The 22,813-nt window shown below is 61.4% G+C and carries 20 protein-coding genes; 17 read left to right on the top strand and 3 right to left on the bottom strand.

The window, feature by feature from the left end:
* Window positions 1-12: 12 nt before the first annotated feature.
* From FNU76_RS23360 to gap, 7 genes are all read left to right on the top strand, one after another.
* On the top strand, window positions 13-1,110 hold the full coding sequence (locus tag FNU76_RS23360; protein WP_144280430.1) for an ABC transporter ATP-binding protein: 1,098 nt from the start codon (window positions 13-15) through the stop codon (window positions 1,108-1,110).
* 52 nt (window positions 1,111-1,162) lie between these two features.
* A complete protein-coding gene (gene malE, locus FNU76_RS23355; RefSeq protein WP_144280429.1) occupies window positions 1,163-2,344 on the top strand; it encodes a maltose/maltodextrin ABC transporter substrate-binding protein MalE in 1,182 nt (393 codons plus the stop codon).
* Window positions 2,345-2,453: 109 nt separating this feature from the next.
* A complete protein-coding gene (gene malF / locus FNU76_RS23350; RefSeq protein ID WP_144280428.1) occupies window positions 2,454-3,977 on the top strand; it encodes a maltose ABC transporter permease MalF in 1,524 nt (507 codons plus the stop codon).
* 58 nt (window positions 3,978-4,035) lie between these two features.
* Window positions 4,036-4,926, top strand: a complete 891-nt coding sequence (malG, locus tag FNU76_RS23345; protein ID WP_144280427.1) for a maltose ABC transporter permease MalG — start codon at window positions 4,036-4,038, stop codon at window positions 4,924-4,926.
* A gap of 5 nt (window positions 4,927-4,931) precedes the next feature.
* The gene (locus FNU76_RS23340) at window positions 4,932-6,635 is read left to right on the top strand and encodes an alpha-amylase family glycosyl hydrolase (RefSeq protein ID WP_223879160.1); all 1,704 of its coding nucleotides are present in this window, start codon (window positions 4,932-4,934) and stop codon (window positions 6,633-6,635) included.
* 29 nt (window positions 6,636-6,664) lie between these two features.
* Entirely contained in the window at window positions 6,665-7,537 is an 873-nt protein-coding gene (locus tag FNU76_RS23335; RefSeq protein WP_223879159.1) for an aldo/keto reductase, read from the top strand.
* Between the two features lie 103 nt (window positions 7,538-7,640).
* The gene (gap, locus tag FNU76_RS23330) at window positions 7,641-8,654 is read left to right on the top strand and encodes a type I glyceraldehyde-3-phosphate dehydrogenase (RefSeq protein WP_144280426.1); all 1,014 of its coding nucleotides are present in this window, start codon (window positions 7,641-7,643) and stop codon (window positions 8,652-8,654) included.
* Between the two features lie 133 nt (window positions 8,655-8,787).
* On the opposite strand, the gene FNU76_RS23325 is transcribed toward gap, so the two are convergent.
* Window positions 8,788-9,705, bottom strand: coding sequence for an Rpn family recombination-promoting nuclease/putative transposase (locus FNU76_RS23325; RefSeq protein WP_144280425.1), 918 nt, complete (start codon window positions 9,703-9,705; stop codon window positions 8,788-8,790).
* Between the two features lie 372 nt (window positions 9,706-10,077).
* On the bottom strand, window positions 10,078-11,304 hold the full coding sequence (locus FNU76_RS23320) for a GGDEF domain-containing protein (protein WP_144280424.1): 1,227 nt from the start codon (window positions 11,302-11,304) through the stop codon (window positions 10,078-10,080).
* Between the two features lie 150 nt (window positions 11,305-11,454).
* On the opposite strand from FNU76_RS23320, the gene FNU76_RS23315 reads away from it, so the two are divergent.
* The 3 genes from FNU76_RS23315 (at window position 11,455) to FNU76_RS23305 (ending at window position 15,113) form a co-directional block, all read left to right on the top strand.
* Window positions 11,455-13,227, top strand: coding sequence for an O-linked N-acetylglucosamine transferase, SPINDLY family protein (locus tag FNU76_RS23315; protein WP_179958265.1), 1,773 nt, complete (start codon window positions 11,455-11,457; stop codon window positions 13,225-13,227).
* A 204-nt stretch (window positions 13,228-13,431) separates the two neighbouring features.
* Window positions 13,432-14,061: a tetratricopeptide repeat protein gene (locus tag FNU76_RS23310; RefSeq protein WP_144280422.1), complete on the top strand. Its 630-nt coding sequence runs from the start codon at window positions 13,432-13,434 to the stop codon at window positions 14,059-14,061.
* A 134-nt stretch (window positions 14,062-14,195) separates the two neighbouring features.
* A complete protein-coding gene (locus tag FNU76_RS23305) occupies window positions 14,196-15,113 on the top strand; it encodes a leucine-rich repeat domain-containing protein (RefSeq protein ID WP_144280421.1) in 918 nt (305 codons plus the stop codon).
* A 53-nt stretch (window positions 15,114-15,166) separates the two neighbouring features.
* Here the strand turns inward: FNU76_RS23305 and FNU76_RS23300 are convergent, their stop codons facing one another.
* On the bottom strand, window positions 15,167-16,054 hold the full coding sequence (locus tag FNU76_RS23300) for a tetratricopeptide repeat protein (protein WP_144280420.1): 888 nt from the start codon (window positions 16,052-16,054) through the stop codon (window positions 15,167-15,169).
* Window positions 16,055-16,255: 201 nt separating this feature from the next.
* On the opposite strand from FNU76_RS23300, the gene FNU76_RS23295 reads away from it, so the two are divergent.
* The 7 genes from FNU76_RS23295 (at window position 16,256) to FNU76_RS23265 (ending at window position 22,774) form a co-directional block, all read left to right on the top strand.
* Window positions 16,256-16,543, top strand: a complete 288-nt coding sequence (locus tag FNU76_RS23295) for a Flp family type IVb pilin (protein ID WP_144280419.1) — start codon at window positions 16,256-16,258, stop codon at window positions 16,541-16,543.
* A 35-nt stretch (window positions 16,544-16,578) separates the two neighbouring features.
* Window positions 16,579-18,294, top strand: coding sequence for a Tad domain-containing protein (locus FNU76_RS23290; RefSeq protein ID WP_144280418.1), 1,716 nt, complete (start codon window positions 16,579-16,581; stop codon window positions 18,292-18,294).
* On the top strand, window positions 18,291-19,208 hold the full coding sequence (locus FNU76_RS23285) for a hypothetical protein (RefSeq protein WP_144280417.1): 918 nt from the start codon (window positions 18,291-18,293) through the stop codon (window positions 19,206-19,208). Before FNU76_RS23290 ends, FNU76_RS23285 begins: the two co-directional genes overlap by 4 nt.
* Window positions 19,205-19,870 carry a hypothetical protein gene (locus FNU76_RS23280; protein WP_144280416.1) on the top strand — a complete coding sequence of 222 codons (666 nt, stop codon included), beginning with the start codon at window positions 19,205-19,207 and terminating at the stop codon, window positions 19,868-19,870. The genes FNU76_RS23285 and FNU76_RS23280 overlap by 4 nt, the downstream gene beginning before the upstream one ends.
* 56 nt (window positions 19,871-19,926) lie before the next feature.
* Window positions 19,927-20,226 (top strand): hypothetical protein, encoded by a 300-nt coding sequence (locus tag FNU76_RS23275; protein ID WP_144280415.1) that lies wholly within the window; start codon window positions 19,927-19,929, stop codon window positions 20,224-20,226.
* 69 nt (window positions 20,227-20,295) lie between these two features.
* Window positions 20,296-21,405 (top strand): Flp pilus assembly protein CpaB, encoded by a 1,110-nt coding sequence (cpaB, locus tag FNU76_RS23270; protein ID WP_144280414.1) that lies wholly within the window; start codon window positions 20,296-20,298, stop codon window positions 21,403-21,405.
* Between the two features lie 16 nt (window positions 21,406-21,421).
* On the top strand, window positions 21,422-22,774 hold the full coding sequence (locus FNU76_RS23265; RefSeq protein ID WP_179958264.1) for a type II and III secretion system protein family protein: 1,353 nt from the start codon (window positions 21,422-21,424) through the stop codon (window positions 22,772-22,774).
* Window positions 22,775-22,813: the final 39 nt, after the last annotated feature.

Below are 22,813 nucleotides of genomic sequence, written 5' to 3'. Positions count from 1 at the left end.
GAGCAGAGAAACATGTCCGAAGTAGTGATGCGCGGCATCCGCAAATCGTTCGGCGAGATCGAAACGCTGCACGGCATCGACCTCGACATCCGCGACGGGGAATTCGTGGTGTTCGTCGGCCCGTCCGGCTGCGGCAAGTCCACGCTGCTGCGCACCATCGCCGGCCTGGAAGATATCAGTGCCGGCGATCTGATGATCAAGGGCAAGCGCTGCAATGACGTACCCCCTTCGCAGCGTGGCGTGGCCATGGTGTTCCAGAGCTATGCGCTGTACCCCCATATGACGGTGGCGGAGAACATGGCGTTCGGTTTGAAGCTGGCCGGCGTCGGCAAGGCCGAGATCAAGCAGGCGGTGGATAGGGCGGCCAAGATCCTGCAGATCGAGCCCTTGCTGGAACGCAAGCCCAAGGCGCTGTCCGGTGGCCAGCGGCAGCGGGTAGCCATTGGCCGCGCCATCGTGCGCAAGCCCGAGGTATTCCTGTTCGACGAACCGCTGTCCAATCTGGATGCCGCCTTGCGGGTCCAGATGCGGATCGAGATCACCAAGCTGCATCGCGAGCTGAATACCACCATGATCTACGTCACCCATGACCAGGTCGAAGCCATGACCCTGGCCGACCGCATCGTGGTGCTCAATGCCGGCAACGTGGAGCAGGTGGGCTCGCCGCTGGCGCTGTACCACCACCCGCGCAATCTTTTCGTGGCGGGTTTTATCGGCTCCCCCAAGATGAACTTCATCGAAGGCCGGCTGCTGAGTGCTACCGACCAACTGGCCACCGTGCAATTGGCGGATGGCAGCCAGGTCGGCGCCGCGGTCGATGCGCGCGACGGACAGGTGGGTGCCCGCGTCACCCTCGGTATCCGTCCGGAACACGGCTGCTTCGGCGGCGAAGGCAATACCATCAGCGGCCAACTGATCGCGGTCGAGCACCTGGGCGAGGCGACCGTACTGTATCTGCAGGTGGCGGGCGCTGCCGAGCACCTGGTGGTGCGCGCCGATGCCGACCATGCCGCCAAGGCGGGAGAAACCATCACCGTCCAGCTGCCAGCCAACCGCTGTTACTTGTTTAACGAGGCCGGTGCCGCATTCGCGCGGCACACGGCAGCGTAAACGCCGGTCAACGAACCGGTTTTACCTCAACGACAATACGAATGGAGTGACCATGACCGTAAATTGTAAAACCATGATTGCCGCAGTGATCGCCGCCAGCTTCGGTACGGCGCACGCGGCGGAAGCCGGCAAGCTGTTGCTGTGGATCAATGGCGACAAGGGCTACAAGGGTGTCCAGCAGGTGGGCGAGGATTTCGCCAAGAAATCCGGCGTGGCCGTATTGGTCGAGCACCCGGAGGACGCCACCGGCAAGTTCCAGCAAGCCGCCTCGGCCGGCAAGGGCCCGGATATCTTCTGCTGGCCGCACGACCGCGCCGGCGAGTGGGTGGGAGCCGGCCTGCTGAGCCCGGTCACACCGTCGAAGAAAATCAAGGAAGAGATCGATCCGCTGGCCTGGAAGGCCTTCTCGCTGGGTGGCAAGACCTGGGGCTACCCGATCGCCATCGAAGCGGTCTCGCTGGTCTACAACAAGGACCTGGTGCCGAATCCGCCCAAGACCTTCGAGGAAATCGCCGCGCTGGACAAGAAGCTGGCCGCCAAGGGCAAGAAGGCCATTCTGTGGGATTACACCAATACCTTCTTCACCTGGCCGCTGCTGGCCGCCGGTGGCGCCTACCCATTCAAGCAGAAGGCCGATGGCAGCTATGACGCCACCGACACCGGCGTCAACAATGCCGGCGCGCTCAAGGGCGTGGAAACCCTGAAGGGTCTGATCGACAGCGGTGCGATGCCCAAGGGCGCCGGTTACGCCGAGATGGAAGCGGGCATGGCCAAGGGCAATATCGCCATGATGATCAACGGCCCGTGGTCGTGGGACAACCTGAAGAACGCCAAGATCAACTTCGGCGTGGCGGCTATCCCCACCGTGGCGGGCAAGAAGGCCGCTCCTTTTGTCGGCGTGCTGGGTTGCATGGTCAACCGCGCCTCGCCGAACAAGGAGATCGCGGTCGATTTCATCGAAAACCACCTGCTGTCGCTGAACGGCCTGAAGACCATCAACGCCGACGTGCCGCTGGGCGTGCCGGCCAGCAAGGCCTTCTTCAAGGAACTGGCCGGCGACGCCAATATCATGGCGACCATGGCTTCGGCCCAGGCCGGCAACCCCATGCCGAACAACCCGGAAATGGGCCGCTTCTGGTCGTCGATGGCTTCGGCCCTGCAGAACGTGACCGGCGGACGCCAGTCGCCCAAGGATGGCCTGGACGCCGCTGCCAAGCGCATCAAGGGCCAGTGATCGTCTGAACGGGCTTTAGTACCGGCGTGGGCCGGATGATTCCGGCCCACAGCCTACCGCCGCCTCGGTGCGGCGGGAGATTGTTTCAATTCAAAAAGTAGACACGAGCATGACGCGCAAGCTGGAACACTGGATATTGCTGCTGGTCGCGGGCTTCGTCCTGTTGGCAGGGCTGTTTCTCACCTTCAAGATCTACCTCGCGGGGCAAGCCCTGCTGGCGGTGGTCTGCCTGGCCATCCTGGGAGTGGCGGTCTTCGTCTACAGTTCCGCCAAGGCCTACGCCTTCCGCTACCTATTCCCCGGCTTGCTGGCGGCGGTTGTGTTCGTGCTGTTCCCGCTGGCCTACACCTTCGGCATAGGCTTCAGCAACTACAGCTCGAAAAACCTGCTGAGCTTCGAGCGTGCGCGCCAGTATTTCCTGGACGAAAGCTATGTGGTCGATGGCGAGAGCTATGCCTTCACGCTGCACGCCGATGGGCCGAGCTACCGCCTGCGTCTTGAGAACGATAAGGGCGATGTCTTCGTCACCGGCCCGCTGGCCCTCAAGCCCCTGGCGGTGAGCGTGCCCGCCAAGCGGCAGGAGAGCAGCGACGCGCCCCTGAGCGAGCCGGTCGATACCCGCACCCTGATCGCCCATCTGAAAGCCCTTAAACAGCTGACGCTACAGCTGCCCGGCGGCCAGTCGGCCAGCGCGTCCGGTCTGCGCGAGTTCGCTCCCGTGCGCAAACTCTATGTCGAAAGTGCCGACGGCAGCTTCAAGAACCAGCAGGACGGCACGTCGATCAAGCCGAATTTCCAGACCGGTTTTTTTGAAACCGCCGGCGGCGAAGCGCTGCAGCCCGGTTTCAAGGTCAATGTCGGCTGGGACAACTTCAAACGGATCTTTACCGACAGCTCGTTCAGCGATCCATTCCTGCGCATCTTCGGCTGGACGGTGCTGTTCTCGGCGCTGACCGTCTTGTTCGCCTTCTCCGTCGGATTCGTGCTGGCGGCGCTGATGTGCTGGGAAGCGCTGCGCTTTCGCAAGATCTATAGCGTACTGCTGTTCCTGCCCTATGCCGTACCGGGCTTTATTTCCATCCTGGTGTTCAAGGGCTTGTTCAGCGAGAACGCGGGCGAGATCAACCTGATCCTGGAAGGGCTGCTGGGCATCAAGCCACACTGGTTCACCGACCCTTTCCTGGCGAAGGTGATGCTCTTGATCGTCAATACCTGGCTGGGCTTCCCCTATATGATGTTGCTCAGCATGGGCCTGATCAAAGCCATTCCGGCCGATCTGTACGAGGCCTCGGCCATTGCCGGCGCCGGTCCGGTCACCAATTTCCTCAAGATCACGCTGCCCCTGATCGTCAAGCCCATCACGCCGCTGCTGATCTCGGCCTTTGCCTTCAATTTCAACAACTTCGTGCTGATCGCCTTGTTGACCAATGGCCGGCCGGACTTCCTCGATACCAAGGTGCCGGCCGGTACCACCGATCTGTTGGTGTCCTACACCTACCGGATCGCCTTCCAGGATTCCGGCCAGAACTTCGGTTTGGCGGCGGCGATTTCCACCGTGGTGTTCTTGATGGTGGCGGCCTTGTCGCTACTGAATCTGCGGCTGACCAAGGCAAACCAGGGCGGGGCGCACTAGCCTGCTGCCGCTTTATTGAAGAAGGCCGGCTTGGTGCCGGCCTGGGGAGTACTGTTATATGGCTATCGTTCTCGACAAATCCCACCGCTGGCGGGTGCTGGCTGCCCATCTGGGCCTGATCTGCTTTATCGGCCTGATCCTGTTCCCCTTCCTGATGATCCTGGCCATCAGCCTGCGCCCCGGCAATTTCGCCTCGGGCGACCTGATTCCCAGCCAGATCAGCCTGGAGCATTGGAAGCTGGCCCTGGGTATCGCCTACCAGGCGCCGGACGGCCGCCTGATCCAGCCGGAATTCCCGGTACTGCTGTGGTTGTGGAACTCCATCAAGGTGGCCGCGCTTTCGGGCGTGATCGGACTGGTCTTGTCCACCTCCTGCGCCTATGCCTTCGCCCGCATGCGCTTTGTGTTCAAGACCCAGCTCGTCAATGGCCTGCTGCTGATACAGATGTTTCCCACCGTCCTGGCCCTGGTGGCCATCTATGCCATCTTCGATCAGCTGGGCAACTATGTGCCCTGGTTGGGACTGGATAGCCATGGCGGCCTGGTCCTGGCCTATACCGGCGGTATCGCCCTGCATATCTGGACCATCAAAGGCTATTTCGACACCATTCCGGTGGAGATCGAGGAAGCCGCCAAGGTCGATGGGGCCACGCCTTTCCAGGCCTTCCGCCACGTCCTGCTGCCCATGGCCGTGCCCATCCTGATGGTGGTGTTCCTGTTGGCCTTTATCCAGGGGGTGAACGAATATCCGATCGCCTCGGTGCTGCTCAAGCAACAGGACCAACTCACTATCGCGGTCGGTATCAAGATGTTCTTGTATGAGCAGAAGTACCTGTGGGGAGACTTCGCTGCTGCCGCCATCCTGTCCGGCTTGCCTATCTCCCTGGTCTTCCTGCTGGCACAGCGCTGGATGACCGCCGGCCTCACTGCCGGTGGCGTCAAGGGATAAGCGGTATGGCGTGCAAATCCTTGCTGCTGGCAGTGGCGCTGCTTGGCTTATCCGGCTGTGCGGGCATGCCCCGGCCAGCCGTCGCCCCGGCCGCGCCCATCGCGGCCGAGACCTCGCCCGTGGCCGGTATGGCTGCCAATCCCATCGTCTATTTCGTATTGACCGATCGCTTTCTCAACGGCAATCCGGCCAATGACCGCAGCTATGGCCGAAGCCCGGACGGCGATAAGGAGATCGGCAGCTTCCACGGCGGCGACCTGGCCGGCCTGACCCGCCGCTTGAAGGAAGGCTACTTTCAGCGCCTGGGCGTGAACGCGCTGTGGATCAGCGCGCCCTACGAACAGATCCATGGTTGGGTGCAGGGTGGCAAGGCCGAGTTCAAGCACTATGGCTACCACGGTTATTTCGCCCTCGATTACACCGTGCTGGACCGCAATATGGGGACGGCGGAAGAATTGCGCGAAATGGTCGATACCGCGCACGCCCAAGGCATCCGGGTGTTGTTCGATGTCGTCATGAATCATCCCGGCTATCTCGATATCGAGACCGCCACGCAATTGTCCATTCCGGTGCTCTGGCCGGAGGCGGCGCAAAAATACACGCTGTCCGATTACCACGGCTGGATAGACTACAACGCCGACAAGCAGCGCTGGGCGCAGTGGTGGGGCGGCGACTGGGTTCGCGCCGGTTTGGCGGGCTACCGCGAAGGCGGCAGTGACGATTTCAGCAAGCAATTGGCTTTTCTGCCGGACTTTCGGACCGATAACGCCCAGCCGGTGGGCCTGCCCCCGTTCCTGGCGGGCAAAAGCGATAGCCGCGCTAAACCCTTGCCGAATGCCACGGTGCGCGAATACCTGGTCAGCTGGCTGAGCGACTGGGTACGCGAATACGGCATAGACGGCTTCCGCTGCGATACCGCCAAACACGTTGAACCGGCTAGCTGGCAGGCACTCAAGACGGCCTCCAACGCGGCCTTGGCCGACTGGAAGGCACGCCACCCTCGGAAGAAGGTGGATGACGCGCCGTTCTGGATGGTGGGCGAGGTGTTCCCGCATGGGGTGGAGCGCGATGACTACTATCAGCAGGGCTTCGACAGCCTGATCAATTTCGATCTGCAGGACCGCAAACTGGACGAGCCGGCCGAACTGGATCGTCTGTACAGCGAATACGCCCTCGCACTGGCGGCGGGGAGGGCCGGCGGGCGCACTTTCGATGTGCTGTCCTATCTCTCTTCCCACGATACCCGGCTCTATCGCCGCGACCGCCTGATGCAGGCCGGCAGCGCGCTTTTGCTGGCGCCGGGCGGGGTGCAGATATTCTATGGCGACGAAAGCGCGCGTCCGGCCGGTCCGGCCAGCGCGGGCGACCCCCAACAGGCCACCCGATCCGATATGAACTGGGCCAGTCCCGACCTTGCCGTGCTGGCCCACTGGCAAAAGCTGGGCAGCTTCCGCGCCCGTCACGTGGCGCTGGCACGGGGCAGTCATCAGCGCTTAAGCCAGATGCCCTACAGTTTCGCGCGGGTCCTGGGACAAGACCGTGTGGTGGCGGCGCCTTTTGCCACCGGTGCGGTGGAGATTCCGGTGCAGGACGTGTTCCGCGACGGCGAAAAGCTGCGTGATGCCTATAGTGGCGCAAGCGTCACGGTCATCGCAGGCCGAGTCAAGCTGCAAGCGGCCGGCACGGTTTTACTGGAAGCAATGGATTGATCGTCAATCGGAATGATGGGGACCACCGCGTGGACAAGGAATTTTCCCGCCTGATCATGGGCATCTGGCGCATCGGCGATTGGGGCATGCGGCCCGCCGAGGTGGCCGACCTGGTGGAAGCTTGCCTGGAGCTGGGGATCGACACCTTCGACCTGGCCGATATCTACCACGACTACCAGTGCGAAGCCATGTTCGGCGCGGCGCTGAAGACCGTGCCCGGCCTGCGTTCGCGTATCCGGGTAATCAGCAAGTGCGGCATCGCGCTGCGCAGTGCCCATCGGCCCGCCCACCGGGTCAAGCACTACGACACCGGCACGGCCCATATCCTCGCTTCGGTGGACAACTCGCTGTCCGCCATGGGCGTGGAAAAGCTCGACCTGCTGCTATTGCACCGTCCCGACCCGCTGATGGATGCCGACGAAGTCGCCGCGGCTTTCGCCCAGCTCAAGCAGTCCGGCAAAGTGGTGCGGTTTGGCGTATCGAACTTCCTGCCGCGCCAGTTCGAGCTGCTGCAAAGCCGCCTCGAAGAACCTTTGGCCGCCAATCAGGTCCAGTTGTCCTTGCTGCACACCGACGCGCTGTTCGACGGCACGCTGGACCAGTGCCAGCAACGGCGCGTGATGCCGCAGGCCTGGTCGCCCTTGGGCGGTGGCCGCCTGGCGGCAGCGCCGGCCAGCAGCGGCCTGGGCGCGGTACTTGCACGCCTGGGGGCGGAATTGAATGCCAGCCCCGAGCAATTGGCCATCGCCTGGCTGCTGCGCCATCCGGCCGGTATCCATCCGGTGATCGGCTCGGGCAAGCTGGACCGGATCAAGCAGTTGCAGGCCGCCCAGGCGCTGGATTTGGACCGGCAAGCCTGGTTCGAGTTGTTGGAAGCCGCCTCGGGCCACGAGGTGCCATGAGACGGACCGTTACGATGCAATAAGAAAGACCCACAGAGGTTTAACGACATTAGCCTCCCCCAGCGATATGCCCATCGCCCAACCCAGGTAAAAGGAAAAGAATATGACCATACGTATCGCTATCAACGGTTATGGCCGCATCGGCCGCAATGTGCTGCGGGGCTTGTACGAATATCAGCGCCGTGACGAATTCGAGATCGTCGCCATCAATAACCTGGGCGAAATCGAGGTCAATGCCCATTTGACCGAATACGATACCGTGCATGGCAAGTTCGCCGCCGAGGTGGGCTACGAGGGTGAACATCTCTTGGTCAACGGCGACCGCATCCGCTACCTGAGCGTGCGCGATCCGGCCCAGTTGCCCTGGCGCGAACTGGGAGTGGATGTCGTATTCGAATGTACCGGCCTGTTCACCAGCAAGGCCAAGGCCAGTGCTCACCTGGCCGCCGGCGCCAAGAAAGTGGTGATTTCCGCCCCGGGCGGCGACGATGTCGATGCCACCATCGTCTATGGCGTCAATGACCAGGTGTTGAAAGCGGAACATACGGTCATTTCGAACGCCAGCTGCACCACCAATTGCCTGGCGCCCCTGGTGGCGCCGCTACATGCCGCGCTGGGCATGGAAGCCGGCTTGATGACCACCGTGCACAGCTATACCAATGACCAGGTGCTGACCGATCTGTACCACAGCGACCTGCGCCGCGCCCGCTCGGCCACCATGTCCATGATTCCGACCAAGACCGGCGCTGCCGCCGCCATCGGCCTGGTGATCCCGGAACTGGCCGGCAAGCTGGACGGCTTGGCGGTACGCGTGCCGACCATCAATGTCTCGCTGGTCGACCTGGTCTTCAGCGCCAGCCGCGATACCAGCGTCAAGGAAGTCAACGCCATCCTGGAAGCGGCCGCGGCAGCCTCCAAGGACGGCATCCTCAGCTACGTGACCAAGCCGCTGGTTTCGGTGGATTTCAACCACAATCGCGCGTCCAGCAACTTCGACTCCAGCCAGACCAAGGTCACCAATAACCGGCTGGTCAAGGTGATGGCCTGGTACGACAACGAGTGGGGTTATTCCAATCGTATGCTCGATACCTGCAAGGCATTGATGAACGCTCGCTGACCTAAAGCACCGAACCGTACCGGGTGCGTGGTTGTTGGCGCTTTAGCGCCTTACAACCACGGCCTACTCCTTGCGGGTGGTGCGTGGTTGTTGGCGCTTTAGCGCCAAGCAATCCACACCCGGCCATCGTGGCTTACTCCTCCAGATCCGACTCGCCAATGCCGGTTAGCTGCATCACAGCGGCTTTGTCCATACCCTTCTCCAGCATCCCGCGAGCGACTTGTATCAGCTTTTGCCTACCAAGCTCCAGACCTTGCTCCAGACCTTGCTCCAGACCGCGCTGCTCGCGTTCCAGGCTACGCTGCTCAAACATTTCAGCAATAGTCATCATCACAAACTCCCCATACTGTGGCGCACCACTTGCCAAGGCTTCAAACAACACTTGAGGCTGACTGGTACCCCCTTCTTGCGTGATGTAATTCAGCAGGCTTCTCAGTTGATCGGGGGTACATGGATTTGACTGCATCAACCAGATCAGTTCCTCAACAAATTGCAGCATATCACGCTGGCGAATATGCTTCTGGACCAGCTCTAAAAGGGCAATCCCCTTATGCTGGAGGATTTCTTCGTCCGGTATCACCGTGATATCGACCAGCGGGAAGGGGCGGGTATAAAGCTCGATGGCGGTTTTGGGCTGATCGAAAAGTTCGAACCAGTCGGTGCTGTAGGGGTAAGGGCTGGCACGGCCGTGGTAGAACAGGAGCGGCACCACCAAGGGCAGGCGATCATTGCCTTGTTTCAGATGGTTATGCATCGCGGCAATGCAATAACGCATCAGCCGGAAAGCCATGTGCCTTTCCGCCGTCGATTGGTGCTCGATCAACACGTAGATATACCCATCCTGGCCGGCGGTTTCGACCGAATACAGGATATCCGAGTAGAAGGCACACAAATCCGGCTCGATAAAGGAGCTGGATTCCAATCGCAGCGTACTCAAATCACACCGGTCGCGCAGCGCAGGCGGCAAATGCACCTTCAGGAAATCTCGCGCCGTATTGGGATCGGTCAAAAAATTCTTGAACAGCGCATCGTGCGGGGTCGAGGTGCTCATGGCGGCAGTGTGTGGAAGGCGGACGTTAATGGGTTGTCAGGGCGATACCAAATGTGCGCCTGACTTTTTAACGCTTAGCGCCTTCACCTGCCAATCAGGCAAAAACCTGAACTCCATGCACTCTCAAGTCGCTTATATAGATGCGTTGGTTTACGGAAAATTCAGGCAGGAACGGAATAGCGATTCGGACCGCTTTATCCCTAAGGTTGAACATTCCATATTCTAAATGACCGAGGTATTCCTTTTATGTGGTCACTCTGCGCCGATCGCCCCTTCCTCCAGCCGCCCTCATCCGAACCGCCTCCTGACCATCCGCCCGCGTACGGCGATGCACAGGATAGCCAAGCGTATCGTCCGGTACCGCCGTTTTCCTTAAATCGTCCCCACCACCACGACCCGGTCGCGCCCCGCCTGCTTGGCTTCGTACAGAGCCGTATCCGCCGCGCGTAGCAAGGTTTCGGCATGTTGTTCCCCCGAGGGGCGCAACAGGGCGATGCCGATACTGACGCTGAGCCGGCCGGTTTCGCTGCCTGCATGCGGCAGGCATAGGTCGGCGATGGCTTCCCTGAGTTGCTCGCCCATGGGCGCCAGCTCGCTGGCGGTGGGCTGGTACCAGACCAGGGCGAATTCCTCGCCGCCGTAGCGGGCGGCAAGGTCCAGCGGCCTGCGAGCCTGGCCTGCAATGACGTCGGCCACCTGTCTCAGCACGCGGTCGCCTTCGGCATGGCCATAGTGGTCGTTGTAGCGCTTGAAGTAATCGACATCGATCATGGCCAGGGCCAGTTGGCGGCCATCGCGGATGGCTTGTCGCCATACCTTGTCCAGGTGGTTGTTCAGCGTACGCCGGTTATACAGGCCGGTCAGGCCGTCGCGTTCGGCCAGCTCATTGAGCAGGGCGTGCACCAGGAAGGTGGTGCGGGTGCTGTATTCGAGAAAATAACTGCCGGTCGCGCCCACCGCATTGGCGGTAAACATAAAGATGATCTGGTAAAGCCGCTGCGAAGGGTCGGTCTGGCAAAGGGCTTCCATGATCACGAAGGCCAGCACCGTCACGAGATTGGCCAGCAAGGCACGCCACCATTGCAGGCAGGCGATAAAGTAGATGAACAGCGCGACCAGCAGGATGCCTTCGTAAGGAATGGGATAGTTCTGTGCCAGCGCGACCGCAATCACCCCCACGGTACCCAGGCCGGTGATCAATGCAGCGATAAATACCGACAGCTGCAGATGGTGGTGCCATTCGCTGCGGTAACTGATCCATAGCCCCACGCCGAAAGCGGGGATGATCAGACCCAGCCGTATGCTTGCCGTCCATTGCGACACGTAGAGGGGTAGGGTAAAGACATCGACCAGCACGAACAGGCCGAACAAGGTAATCGCCAGAAAGCCGGCCCAGCGCAGGCGCACCAGATGGGTGCTCAGATAGAAGCGCTGGAATTCCTGCTCCAGGGCGCCTTCGAAGCGCAGCCCACGATAGCCTTGCTCGAATGCCCGTCCGTAGGCGGACTGGCTGGAGTTGCTCAGTAGTTCCGGATTGATATGCAGCATGTCTTGGCGAACCCCGTCGGGAACAATGCCGGAGCGAAGCATCGGATACATTCGCAAGCCGCGCAACGTCCCTCGTTCGTCAGTGTAGTGCGAATGCCGCGAGCGGATAGCGGTTCGTGCATCCTGGCCACGCAGCGGCTAAGCTGCCGGACGGATAAGGGACCGGAAGCGGGGGCTGGGATGAGGCAAGCGGGGGCAGCATTGTTGCGCGGAGTTGGCCTGCATCTCTTTCTATTCGCTGCCGGCCGCCGCCTGCTGGCCGCAGAGCGCTATCTGAGCGCGGAACTGTATCTGCAGGCGGCCAGCCGGCTAGCGCCTACCCGGGCGGATATCTGGCTGGCCTTGGCCAGCTGCCTGCAATGCCGGCATTGCCCGCATGCCGCGATCGACATCCTGCAAAAGGTGCTGGAACTGGCGCCCGATATGGCCGAAGCCCGTCTGCGACTGGCGCATTCCGCCGCCGAGGCGGAAATGTGGCCACTCGCCATCGAACGTTTCGAGCAGCTATTGGCTGAATCACCCGGCTCGCCGCAACTGCATTACCACCTGGCGGGCAGCTATGCCGGCGATGGCCAGCTGGAAAAGGCGGTCCAGCACTTCCGTGCCGCGCTGGCGGTGGAGGAAGTCGCCTCCACCCATAATGGCCTGGGCCTGGCCTTGTCCGAATTGGCCATGCAGGAAGAAAGCATCGCGCATTTTCGCCGCGCAGCGGAATTGTCGGATAAGCCGGCCTATCTATCCAACCTGCTGTTCACGCTCTGCTACGACCCGGCGCTGTCGCCGGAGGCGCTATATCAGGCTCACATAAAGCAGGCGGCCCGATTTCCCCAAGCGCAGGCGCGCAAGTGGCGGCAATCCTTCGATCCCGAACGGCCCCTGCGCATCGGCTATGTCTCGCCGGACCTGCGTTTTCATCCGGTCGCCTTTTTTATCGAGCCGGTGATGCGCGAGCATGATGCGAGCCGGTACCAGATCCATGCCTATTCCACCCAGATGCACCGCCATAGCGAAACCACGCTGCGTCTGAAGGCCAGCTGCGCGGATTGGCGCGAATTCGACGATGCGGAAGACGAGGCCCTGGAGGCAGCCATCCTGGCGGACCGCATCGATATCCTGATCGACCTGGCGGGCCATACCGGCAACAACAGCCTGCCCTTGCTGGCCAAGCGCCTCGCACCCGTGCAGGTGAGCTGGCTGGGTTATCTCAATACCACCGGCCTGGCAGCCATGGACTACCGCTTGACCGACGCCACCGCTTGTCCGACTGCGTTCGCGCAGCCGCTGCATAGCGAGCAACTGATCCATATGCCGCATTCGCAGTGGTGCTACCAAGCGCCGGCCGATAGTCCGCCGGTGGCGCCGGCGCCTTGTCTAAGCCAGCCTGGCACTACCTTTGGCGCCTTGCATAATCCCGCCAAGGTGGGCCCGGCCGTGATCGCCCTGTGGGCCGGGCTGCTGCGCGCGGTGCCCGATGCGCGGCTGCTGATCGCGGCGCGGGGTTTTTCCCGGATCGCCGCCGAAACCCGCGCCCGCTTCGCCGCACTGGGGGTGGCCGAGGAGCGGATCGTGATCCGCGACCGCCAAACCTTTGCCGACTATCTATCGATGCACGGCGAAATCGATATCAATCTGGACGTCTTTCCCTATACCGGCGGTACCACCACCTGCCATTCGCTCTGGATGGGCGTTCCGGTACTGACCCTGGCCTGTCCCTCGGTGATGGGCAGGGGAGGCGCCAGCGCCTTGCATTGCCTGGCGCTGGACGATTGGATCGCGGCATCGGAAGAAGACTATATCGCCATCGGCCGGCGGATGGCGGCGGCACCGGCTCGGTTGGCGGCACTGCGGCAGGATCTGCGCGAACGGATGGCGCATTCGCCGCTGATGCAGGCCGAACCCTTTACCCGCGCCCTGGAAGCGCGCTTGCGGGAGATGTGGCGGCAGCGTTGCCTGGAGGCATCCGTACGAAGCTAGATCGTCGCCGTGCCGTCCCATCGAGGATGGCTTGTGAGTGGTTCCCATAAATCATGCATCAATACGACAGCGCTGCGCCAAGCGCTGCCGTACAGTTATTCCGGCCTAATCATTTTGTGCCTGGATAATGGCATATGGTGAAGCGACAAGTGCATTGTTTAATGCAATGTTAATTAATTTTCAATCCTCGTAAAGAAAAGAAATATGCAATTATATAATACGTATCCAGCTAATTCAGGTGTGACCGCGACGCGGATCGACGATCAAGTGTACGCAGGATCTGGAAAGTCCTCCTCCGTCGAAGAAGTACTCCGTGCCCAATGCGAAGACGAAGTGGAGAGTATGCGGAAATACTTTGACAAGGAGCAGGAGGAGGTACTGCAAAGGCTGCATAGTACCGATGATCCCTTACAGGTGGGGGTAGCTCGACTCAAGGCAGGGCGATGTGTAGAGGCTAGCGATTTGTTCCGGCAGGCAGACGACATGGGCGGTGAGCGGTTCGAAGGAATCCCGGTTTTGCGCGAAGCGGCAGAGCGGAAGATACAGGCTGCCGATGTGCATGTTGAAGATGCTCGCCACCATGTTGAGCAGGCAAATTGGGAAGAAGCGACGCAGGCCTATAAGCAGGCCTTGGCGATTTGCAAGGATCACCCCGAGGCGAGGAAAGGGAATATCAGGGCAGAAAGGGAGGTGGCGTTGAAGGCAAACCTGGCGGCATTTGCGGTTGAACAAGCAGCAAGCGAAGCAGCAAAGGAAGCCGCGGCGCAGAGAGAAGCCGCCGCGCTCGAAATGGTATCACGCCAAACCCTGGCTTCGCCTTGCGCTGTACAGTAGGAATCACCGCGTAACGGTCTGGCGGTCCGGGCTTCACCCGGACCGTTAATTCATCATGCGGCAAAGCCGTAAGCGCTATTTATTTAATAAATTGTACGTTAATAAACTTTCGATAAAGTAAAAGGAAGAGAAATATGCATCTATCCAATGCGTGCGAAATATGGTCTTCCCTTCCCCCACCGCCGCCGCTGGCTGGCAAGCCCTCCCGGTTAAATCTGGCGATCGCGCAATTGAAGCAAAATAATGCCGATTCCAGCTGTCTCGATCTCAGTGCTTATCACTTTCGAGCGGGAGAAGCGCTGGAGCTGGGCAAAAGACTGGCGGAAAACGATTCGGTTGTGTCATTGGATTTGAGGAATTGCAATCTTGGGCCCGATGATGTTCGCGACTTGCTGGCCGGGCTAGCACTTAACCGCAATATCAAGATCCTGGATCTGACCGGCAACCAGACCATGGGCGCGGTCGGCTGCAAGGCTTTATGCGAAATGGTGAAAAAACGTCCTTGCCCTTTGGAAAAACTCAAATTGGATGCAGACCTGCCAGGTGTGGAAGAAGCGGATATGCGGATTGCCGATCCGCTGCCCGACCGAGACACAAATGAACTGCTTGACCTCGTTGCTTGCGAACAAGAAATGCTGCTGCAGAGGCTACACCGCACCAGCCATCCCTTCGAAGAGGGGAAGAAGCGGCTCGAAGAAGGTCAATGCAAAGAGGCTGGCGAGTTGTTCCGGCAAGCATCGGAGCTGGCGCGGTACGAAGGACAAAGCGAGGAAATCATGGCTTGCCTCGCCGAGGCAGATGTGAAAATCCAGGCCGCCGACGAGCTTGTCGATCAAGCCCGTCGCCATGCTGAAAAAGCTGAGTGGGAAGAAGCTGGGCAGGCTTACGGGCAAGCCTTGGAGATTTGCAAGGATCACCTTGCCGCAACGGTTGGGAAGATCAAAGCACAATGGATGGCGCAGTCACCGCGGGAAGTCATACCGGCGATAGAAGAACGCGCTCCCGAAGTTGTCTTGCCCCCGGCTCAAACTCCGAGTTGCGCGCTACAGTAAGGATCCAGGCACAGCGGATGACGGTCCTGGCCCCGCCAGGACCGTCAATTCACTCAATTAAGCTTGCTTTCCCAGCCCGCCGCCGCCACTTCATCGACCTTCAATCCCCAAGCACCTTCGCGGTAAAGCTTGGCCAGGCGTTGAATGGCCGGGCGGTAATTGGCGGTGGCGGCCTTGTTCAGCCATTCGACCGCCTTGCCGCTGTCCTGCGGCACGCCACGGCCATTCTGGTAGAGCAGGGCCAGGTTGACCATGGCCTGGCCATTGCCGTCGGCCGCCGCTTTGCCGTACCAGCTGCGGGCTTCCTGTAGATCCTGCTTCAGGCCGCGTCCGCTGGCGTACATATAGCCCAGATTGTTCTCGGCCTGGGCAAAGCCGGTGTCGGCGGCCTTGCGGTACAGCAGTACCGCCTGGGCGTCATCCTTCGGCACCCCGCGCCCTTCGGCGTAGAGAAAGCCCAGATTGGTCTGCGCCAAGGGCAAGCCCTGGTCCACGGCCTTGCGGTACCACTCGACCGCCTGGGCAAAATCCTGTTTAACACCCCAGCCGTTTTCGTACAGGTAGCCGATATTGTTCTGCCCCAAGGCCGAGCCCTTGTCGGCGGCCTTGCGATACCACTGCATCGCCTGGCCATAGTCCCGTGCGATGCCCAGTCCCCGCTCATACAGGTAACCGAGCGAGACCTGCGCCGGCAGATAAGCCTTGTCGGCAGCCTTGCGATACCAGGACAGGGCACGGCCATAGTCGGCCTGAACCCCTTCGCCCCGTTCGTACATCTGGCCCAGTTCGGCCTGGGCGCGCACATCGCCTTGGTTGGCCGCTTCGGTAAAGCCTTTGGCCGCCTTGGCGAATTCGCCCGCTTGATAGGCTTCGCGGGCAGCCTGGAAGTCGGCCTGGCTGTAGAGGGCGGTTATCAGAAGCAATAGCGGGGCAAAGCGCATGGCGGTCCCTTGGTGCGGAATGGATTAATCGTCTATACAGACTAGGTGGCGGGACGCCACAGTCAAGGCGGCCGGCATTTGACTTTCCCCTGGGCGGGGTCTATCCCTCAGCGTGGCGGAATTGCCGAGATCGGTTGAACAGTATTGCGCAGCCCATTATCCGCAAGGATTGCCGCCTATTTATGAATCCAGGAGCCAGTCATGAAAAAGATCGACACGCTGCGCCAAGCCATGCGGCAGCTACCCCGCCGCCAGTCCGGCCAAGGCATGACGGAATACATCATCATCGTGGCGCTGATCGCGGTGGCGGCCATTGGGGTCTACAGTTTCTTCGGCCAGACCATCCGTAACCAGGTGTCCGGCCTGGCCAGCGAAGTATCGGGCGATACCTCGGGCGCGGCCGCGGCCCGCAGCGCGGCGACCGCGTCGGCCAGCAGCGCCCGCAGCCAGGGCACCAAGGCCAAGGGCATGGGCAGCTACGGTAACTAGCCACCCTCCCAAACAGCGAATCCGGAGCGCTCGGAATGGACTGGCAGGCGCAATCCGGTTTTAGGCCAGCGAAAGGGCAGAGCGGCCAGGCGCTGGTCTTCTCCCTGATTACGCTGGCCGTCGTTATCCTGGTCCTGCTGTCCACCTTCAATGTGGGACAGCAGACCCTCGGCAAGATGCGTTTGCAGAACGCCGCGGACGCGGCTGTGTACAGTGCCGTGCAGGCCCAGGCACGCGACTACAATTTCTCCGCCTATACCAATCGCGCCATGGTCGCCAATGAAGTCGCCACCGCCCAGGTGGTTGGCCTGACCTCGTGGTCGCGCAATTTCAACAAGACCTACACCAGCGAATTCACCTGGGTGCCGCGTATGCTGACGGCCTTGGGTGGCCCCTTGGCCAATTGGATGTGGAATACGCCCTGGAACCTCAACAAGAATATCTCCAAGGGTTTCCAGAGCGCGATGAATGCCAGCGGGCCGGTTTTGGCCAAACTGCTGGATGGCATCAACCTGGCCCTCGATACCGCACAGCTGGTCTACCACTACGGTACCGCCCTGACCATGGCGCAAACGCTGGGTATGAACCTGGTCGATCCCGGTGGCGGCACCGGCCTGCTGGACAAGCTGGGCATGGACACCAGTTTCATGGCCGGTACGGCGGTGGGCGATATGCTCACCCTGGACCCGCGCCATAATATCCTGCAGATGAATGATCCCGAAGCCAGCCTGACCGTGGGTGGCTGGGCCGCCACGGCGGTATCGCTCTACAACTGGCTGCGCTTTACCGAGCGCAAGGACCCCAATACCAAGCCCGCCGCCAGCAAGTTTGGCGACTGTGCCGAGAAAGGCTGCGGCAGCGCCACCGATGCGACGCCCGACCGGTTTGCCCAGGTCACCATGAATTCGCTGGACGACTTCTCGCGCGACCGCAGTACCCGCAACGGCTGGTACGACGGCGCGCCCGAGGTCTTCTACATTACGCCGAACCCGTTCGTCATCGATCCGACCCGCTTTATTCCGTACCAGAACGGCGCCTTTCTGATGTGGCTATGGCATCGCGGCGGCACGGAATTGAAATCGGTGACGGCCGGCGGCAGTACCAAGGGCCATTCCAAGAAGACCTGGACGGCCCTGGATGCCACCGGCTTCACCGGCGCGGCCATTTTCTGGATTTCGATCCTGGGGATCCCCATCCCCATTCCCATCGTGATCCCCACCATGCCCATGGGCTGGGGGTCCGCCCAGGCGGGGGTGCAGATCAGCGGTGCGGGCGCGCTGGCGACCAATAATAATTTCAGCACGCCGGCCGACGAAGCCTATGGCGGTGTCTACAACGGCTTTATGACCGCCATGCCGGCACAGCGCCAGCGGCCGCAGGGGGCAGGAACCACGCTGGGCGGGCAGGGCTTGCGGCCCTATTTCGATATCCGCGACCCCTCCAAGGACAATCTGGTCGGCCCCACCCTGTTGATCGAAGTGGAGCGCAAGGCCAGCACGGTGCCCAGTTCCAACAAGTTCAGCGGAGGCCGCTTCAGCATGGTGAACGGCAATCCCGGCGGGGATGACAGCATGCGGGCGCTGGCCAGTGCGCAGGCCTATTTCGCACGGCCCAACAAATTGCGCGCCGATTGGAAGCGCGAGGACAACAAGGTCGAACTGGGTAGCCTGTACAACCCTTACTGGCAGACACGGCTGGCCCCGAACAGCTTCCTGGAAAAGTATGCCTCGATGATGTTGCAACTGCTATGAAACGCCTTCCGATGCGCCGTCAACACGGCCAGGCCATGTTGGAAACCATGATCGCCGCCAGCATGGTCCTGGTGCCCTTATTCCTGGCCCTGCCCACCCTTGCCAAATATCTGGACATCCGCAGCCACGCCGTCCAAGCCGCCCGTTACGCGGCATGGGAGCGGACCATCTATTTCGGCGGTCCGTCCGCCAGTGAAATCGGCTGGGGTTCCTTCACCAATGCCTGGGTGGCGAACGAGAAGAACGACAATCAGATCAAGGCCGAGGTGGCCACCCGCATCTTGTCCAGCAATAGTGCCACCAGCAACTTCAGCAGCAGCGACAAGAACGCCGGGGATTTCCGCGCCGGCAAGCGCAAGCTGCTGTGGCAGGACCGCAAGGGGCAAAGCTTGATCGCCTATGGCCAGGTGCAAGGGACGGCCGGCCAGACCTGCGATCCGGCCGGTGATTTCAGCTCGGCCATGCTGGGCTATGACTGCGCGCCCGGCACCATCAATCGAGTGTTGATGCCGGTGGCCACGCTGGCCTCCATCCTGGGTCCCTTTACCCTGGAGATGGGCGGCAAGTACACCGCGACGGTGACGCTGAGCCCCAGTAATTTCAGCCGGCAGTCCTATCTGGTCGACACCGCCCTGGCGAGCCAGCCGATGCGCGAGAAGCTGGTCGTGCTGGGCAACGGTTGGTCGGCGGACGGGCCGAATGCCGACGACAAGACCAGCGTGTTGCAACAGGTAAAGGGCCTGACGCCGCTTTCCCTGCTGGCAACCGAAGTCAGCATTCCCACCATCGGCACGATTTCCATTATCGAAGTAGTGCAGACGGTGTTCTCCATCTGGGCGCCCGAGCTGTCGCCGCGCAAGTTGGAAGTCGGCAAGATCGTGCCGGATGAAGTCCCGCCGGATAGGTTGCAATGAGACGCCTCGCAGCGCTGTCCCTGCTTTGCTGCCCGCTGCTGCCACTCGCATCCGAGTGCCCGGAATTCGCCGCGCCGCCCGAGGCGCGCCTGAGCCTGGTCGCCCAGCGCATGCTGATCAATGGCGTACCGATGGCCGTGATGCAGATCGACAGTCCCCAGGCGCCGGCCGCTTTGCTGGCGCATTACCGGCGGGTGTGGTCGGCGGGCGGCGAGGTGACGGAGTACCCCGTCGGCGCCTGGCAGGCCATTGCCACCGCGCGTGCCCATTGCTTCTACACCTTCCAGGTCAAGCCGGCCGGCCGGGGCGCCAGCGGCTTTCTCAGCATCAGCGATGCCGATAATGGGTCGGTGCGCCAGCCCTCGGCTTTTCCCATGCCGGGCGGTAGCCAGCTGATCAACGATATCCAGCATGAAGATGCAATCCGCAATGGCCGGACCGTATTTCTCAGCAATGCCCTGACCATGGAGAGCAATGCCATTTTCTACCGCAACAACCTGATGGCACAGGGTTGGAATATCGCGACCGAACGGCGGCTCAACACAAAGCGGGGCCCGGGCATCGTTTTTGACCTGCAACGCCCGCCCAATCTGGCCATGCTGACCATTAGCCGCAGCGAGGGGCGTACCTATGTGCTATTCAATTACATGGACAAGCCGTGAACGCAGCGGCCAGCCTGGCACGGCACAGGGCAAGGGAGAGATGCAAGGAGATGAAGATGCGCCTATTTGAGTGCTCGCGCTGCCACGGGCAGTCCAGCGTCGAGTATCTGGTGGTCATCGCGGCCTTTACCGGCGCGTTCGCCCTCGCCGGCAATGTGGATACCCTGAACAAGGCGATCCGCGACTATTTCACCGATTACAGCTACGCCATGGCGATCGCCCAGGTACCCGATTGCATCAATACCTACGGTGAGTCGGTCGGACCGGTGGCCGGCTCGGTCACGCTCGATAAATGCCCTAATCTGACCAATCCGAAATGGCCGGTGTCGGAAGTCAGTGTCAGTTGGACGCAGTAAAGGGACGCACCGATTCAAAGAAAAACGGCCTTATTCGATCAATCCGCCTGACCAGGATGCCTTCCCGTCATGAAGCTCAAATTCGGCAACGTCAACCGCACCTGGGCAATGCTGGCCGCTGCCATCGTGCTCGGCCTGTTCGCCATGTTCCTCACGGTCCAGTACCTGAAATTGCAGGAACGTAGCCTGCAGAGCGAGATCGAGGCGAAAGTCCGCGGCAAGGGCCCGACCGTCGCCGTGGTGGTGCCGCGCGAAAACCTGCCGCCAGGCACGGCCATCGATATGGAAATGGTGGCCGAGCGCCAGGTATCGGGCGAGCTGATCTACGACGACACCATCACGGTCGAGCAATTCGATAGCTACCAAGGCCAGGCGCTGATACGGCCGGTTCGCCAGGGTCGGCCATTGCTGCGTGGTGATCTACGGCCCATCTACGCCGACTTCGCCGGCTCGCTCAAGCCCGGCACCCGCGCCATGACGATAGAAACCGACGAACTCAACTCGATCGCCCACATGGTGCAACCAGGCAACCAGATCGACCTGATGCTGGTCATGAACCAGGTCGCTCCCAGCGAACCGAACAATCCGGCGGCGGCCGCCAAGGATAGCAAAGTGGTGGTGCCCTTTATGCTGGGGGTCAAGATCCTGGCGACCGGCCAGAAAGTGGTGCACGACGCGCCGGCCGGCGACGGTCCGGTACAGCGCTCGACCTATAGCACCTACACCCTGGAAGTCAATCCGGGCCAGGCCATGAGCCTGGTGATGGCGCAGGAAATGGGCAAGCTCAGAGTGGTATTGCGTAACGAGAAGGATGCGGTGGCCCGCAACGATCCTGCCGCGGAATACGATACCGACAGCGCCGGCAGCCTGATGCGTAGTATCGCCGCGCGCAGCCAGGCGGCCGCCAAGGCCAATGCCATGGCGGCCAAGGCCAGCATTGTCAAGGAACCGGTCGATCCGGGCGATGTGAACGCTTATATCGAGTACATCATCGGCGGCAAAGGCAGCGGCGGCGTTACACCCAGCCTGAATGTGGCCTTGCCGCCCGGGTATGGGGGGCTCACCGCGCCGCCGGCCGGTGCGCCCTCGCCGCTGGGTGCGCCGCTCAGCGTGCCCGCCAATGTCATGCCCTATGCCGCCGCGGCCGGTGTGCCGCTCAGTACGCCTGCACCGAAATAGGACGGAAAGCCCAGCCATGCTCAAGCCGCTAGTCAAGCCCGCCCTTACCCCTACCCTTATCCTCAGCCTGGCTAGCCTGTTTGGCCAGGCTGCCCCGACCGTGACAAAGCCGGCGGCCCCCGCCCCGCTGGGCGAAACCGCCGTAGCGGCGCCCGCGACGGTGGAAATCAAGATGTTCGTCGGCGAATTGAAGACCATTCCCGCCGGCAAGCTCGACCGTATCGCCATCGGCAATGGCAGCATCATCAGCACCAAGGCCCTGGAAGGCGGCGAACTGCTGCTGTTGGCCGAGCAGATCGGCGATACCTCGCTGATGCTGTGGTCGGCCAAGGGGCCGCGCCGCCAGTACATCGTACGGGTCAGTCCGCACGATGCCGAAGGGGCGTTCGCCGCCGCCGGCACCATGCTCAAGGACGTCGCCGGCATCAAGCTGACCCGCGTGGGCGGCAATGTGGTGGTATCCGGCACCGCCAGCAAGCTGGATCTGGACCGCATCGCCATGGTGGCCAAGCTCTATCCCCAGGTGGTGAGCCTGGTGGCGCCGGAAGACGTGGCGATGAAGAAGATGATCTATATGAAGGTGCAGGTCATCGAGATGAAGCGCTCGCTGCTGGAGACGCTCGGCGTGCAGTGGCCCGGTTCCATCGCCGGTCCCTCAGTGGGTTTTCTCGGCAACTGGGGTTCGGAGAACACCACCGGCCTGCAGGCGCCCATCAAGGGCGTGCTGCCAATCGCCACCGGCAATCGGGGCTTGCGTACCTACCTGGGAATTTCCTCGCTGATCAATACCACCATCAATATCGCCAAGAACAACGGCGACGCCTTCGTGATCGCCGAGCCGGAGCTATCGGCCCGATCCGGCGGCGAAGCCAAGTTCCTGGCCGGCGGCCAGTTCCCGGTCAAGCTGATGTCCTCGCAAGGGGTGGCCTCGATCGAATTCAAGGACTACGGCATCAAGCTTAATATCAAGCCGGTCGCCGACGATGCGGGCAATGTCTCGGCCGCCATCGATACCGAGATCAGCACGCTGGACAGCTCATCGGCGGTGGACGGCGTGCCCGGCTTGCTGGTGCGCCACAGCAGCACCGATATCAATGTCAAGACCGGCCAGACCATGGCCATGTCGGGATTGGTCAACAGCGAGATGTCCAAGGACCTGACCCGGGTGCCGGGGCTGGGATCGCTGCCTATACTGGGATCGTTGTTCCGTTCCGAGGGTTTCCGTAACAACCGCACCGACCTGGTGATCCTGGTCACGCCGACGGTGGTGGACCCCAACTCCACCATCAACCGCGAGCGGATAGAAAAAAGCGACGGTATCCGGGAGCGGTTCGAACGCAGCCTGGGCAAGTCGGATATTTTGGATTGAAGGGTGGGGGAGCATAGGGACGCACTGAAATATTGCGCG

This window comes from Chitinimonas arctica, from assembly GCF_007431345.1.
In the GTDB taxonomy this organism is placed as follows: domain Bacteria; phylum Pseudomonadota; class Gammaproteobacteria; order Burkholderiales; family Chitinimonadaceae; genus Chitinimonas; species Chitinimonas arctica.
Note: the sequence above shows the minus strand (reverse complement) of the source record. Positions and strands in the feature narration are given on the sequence as shown.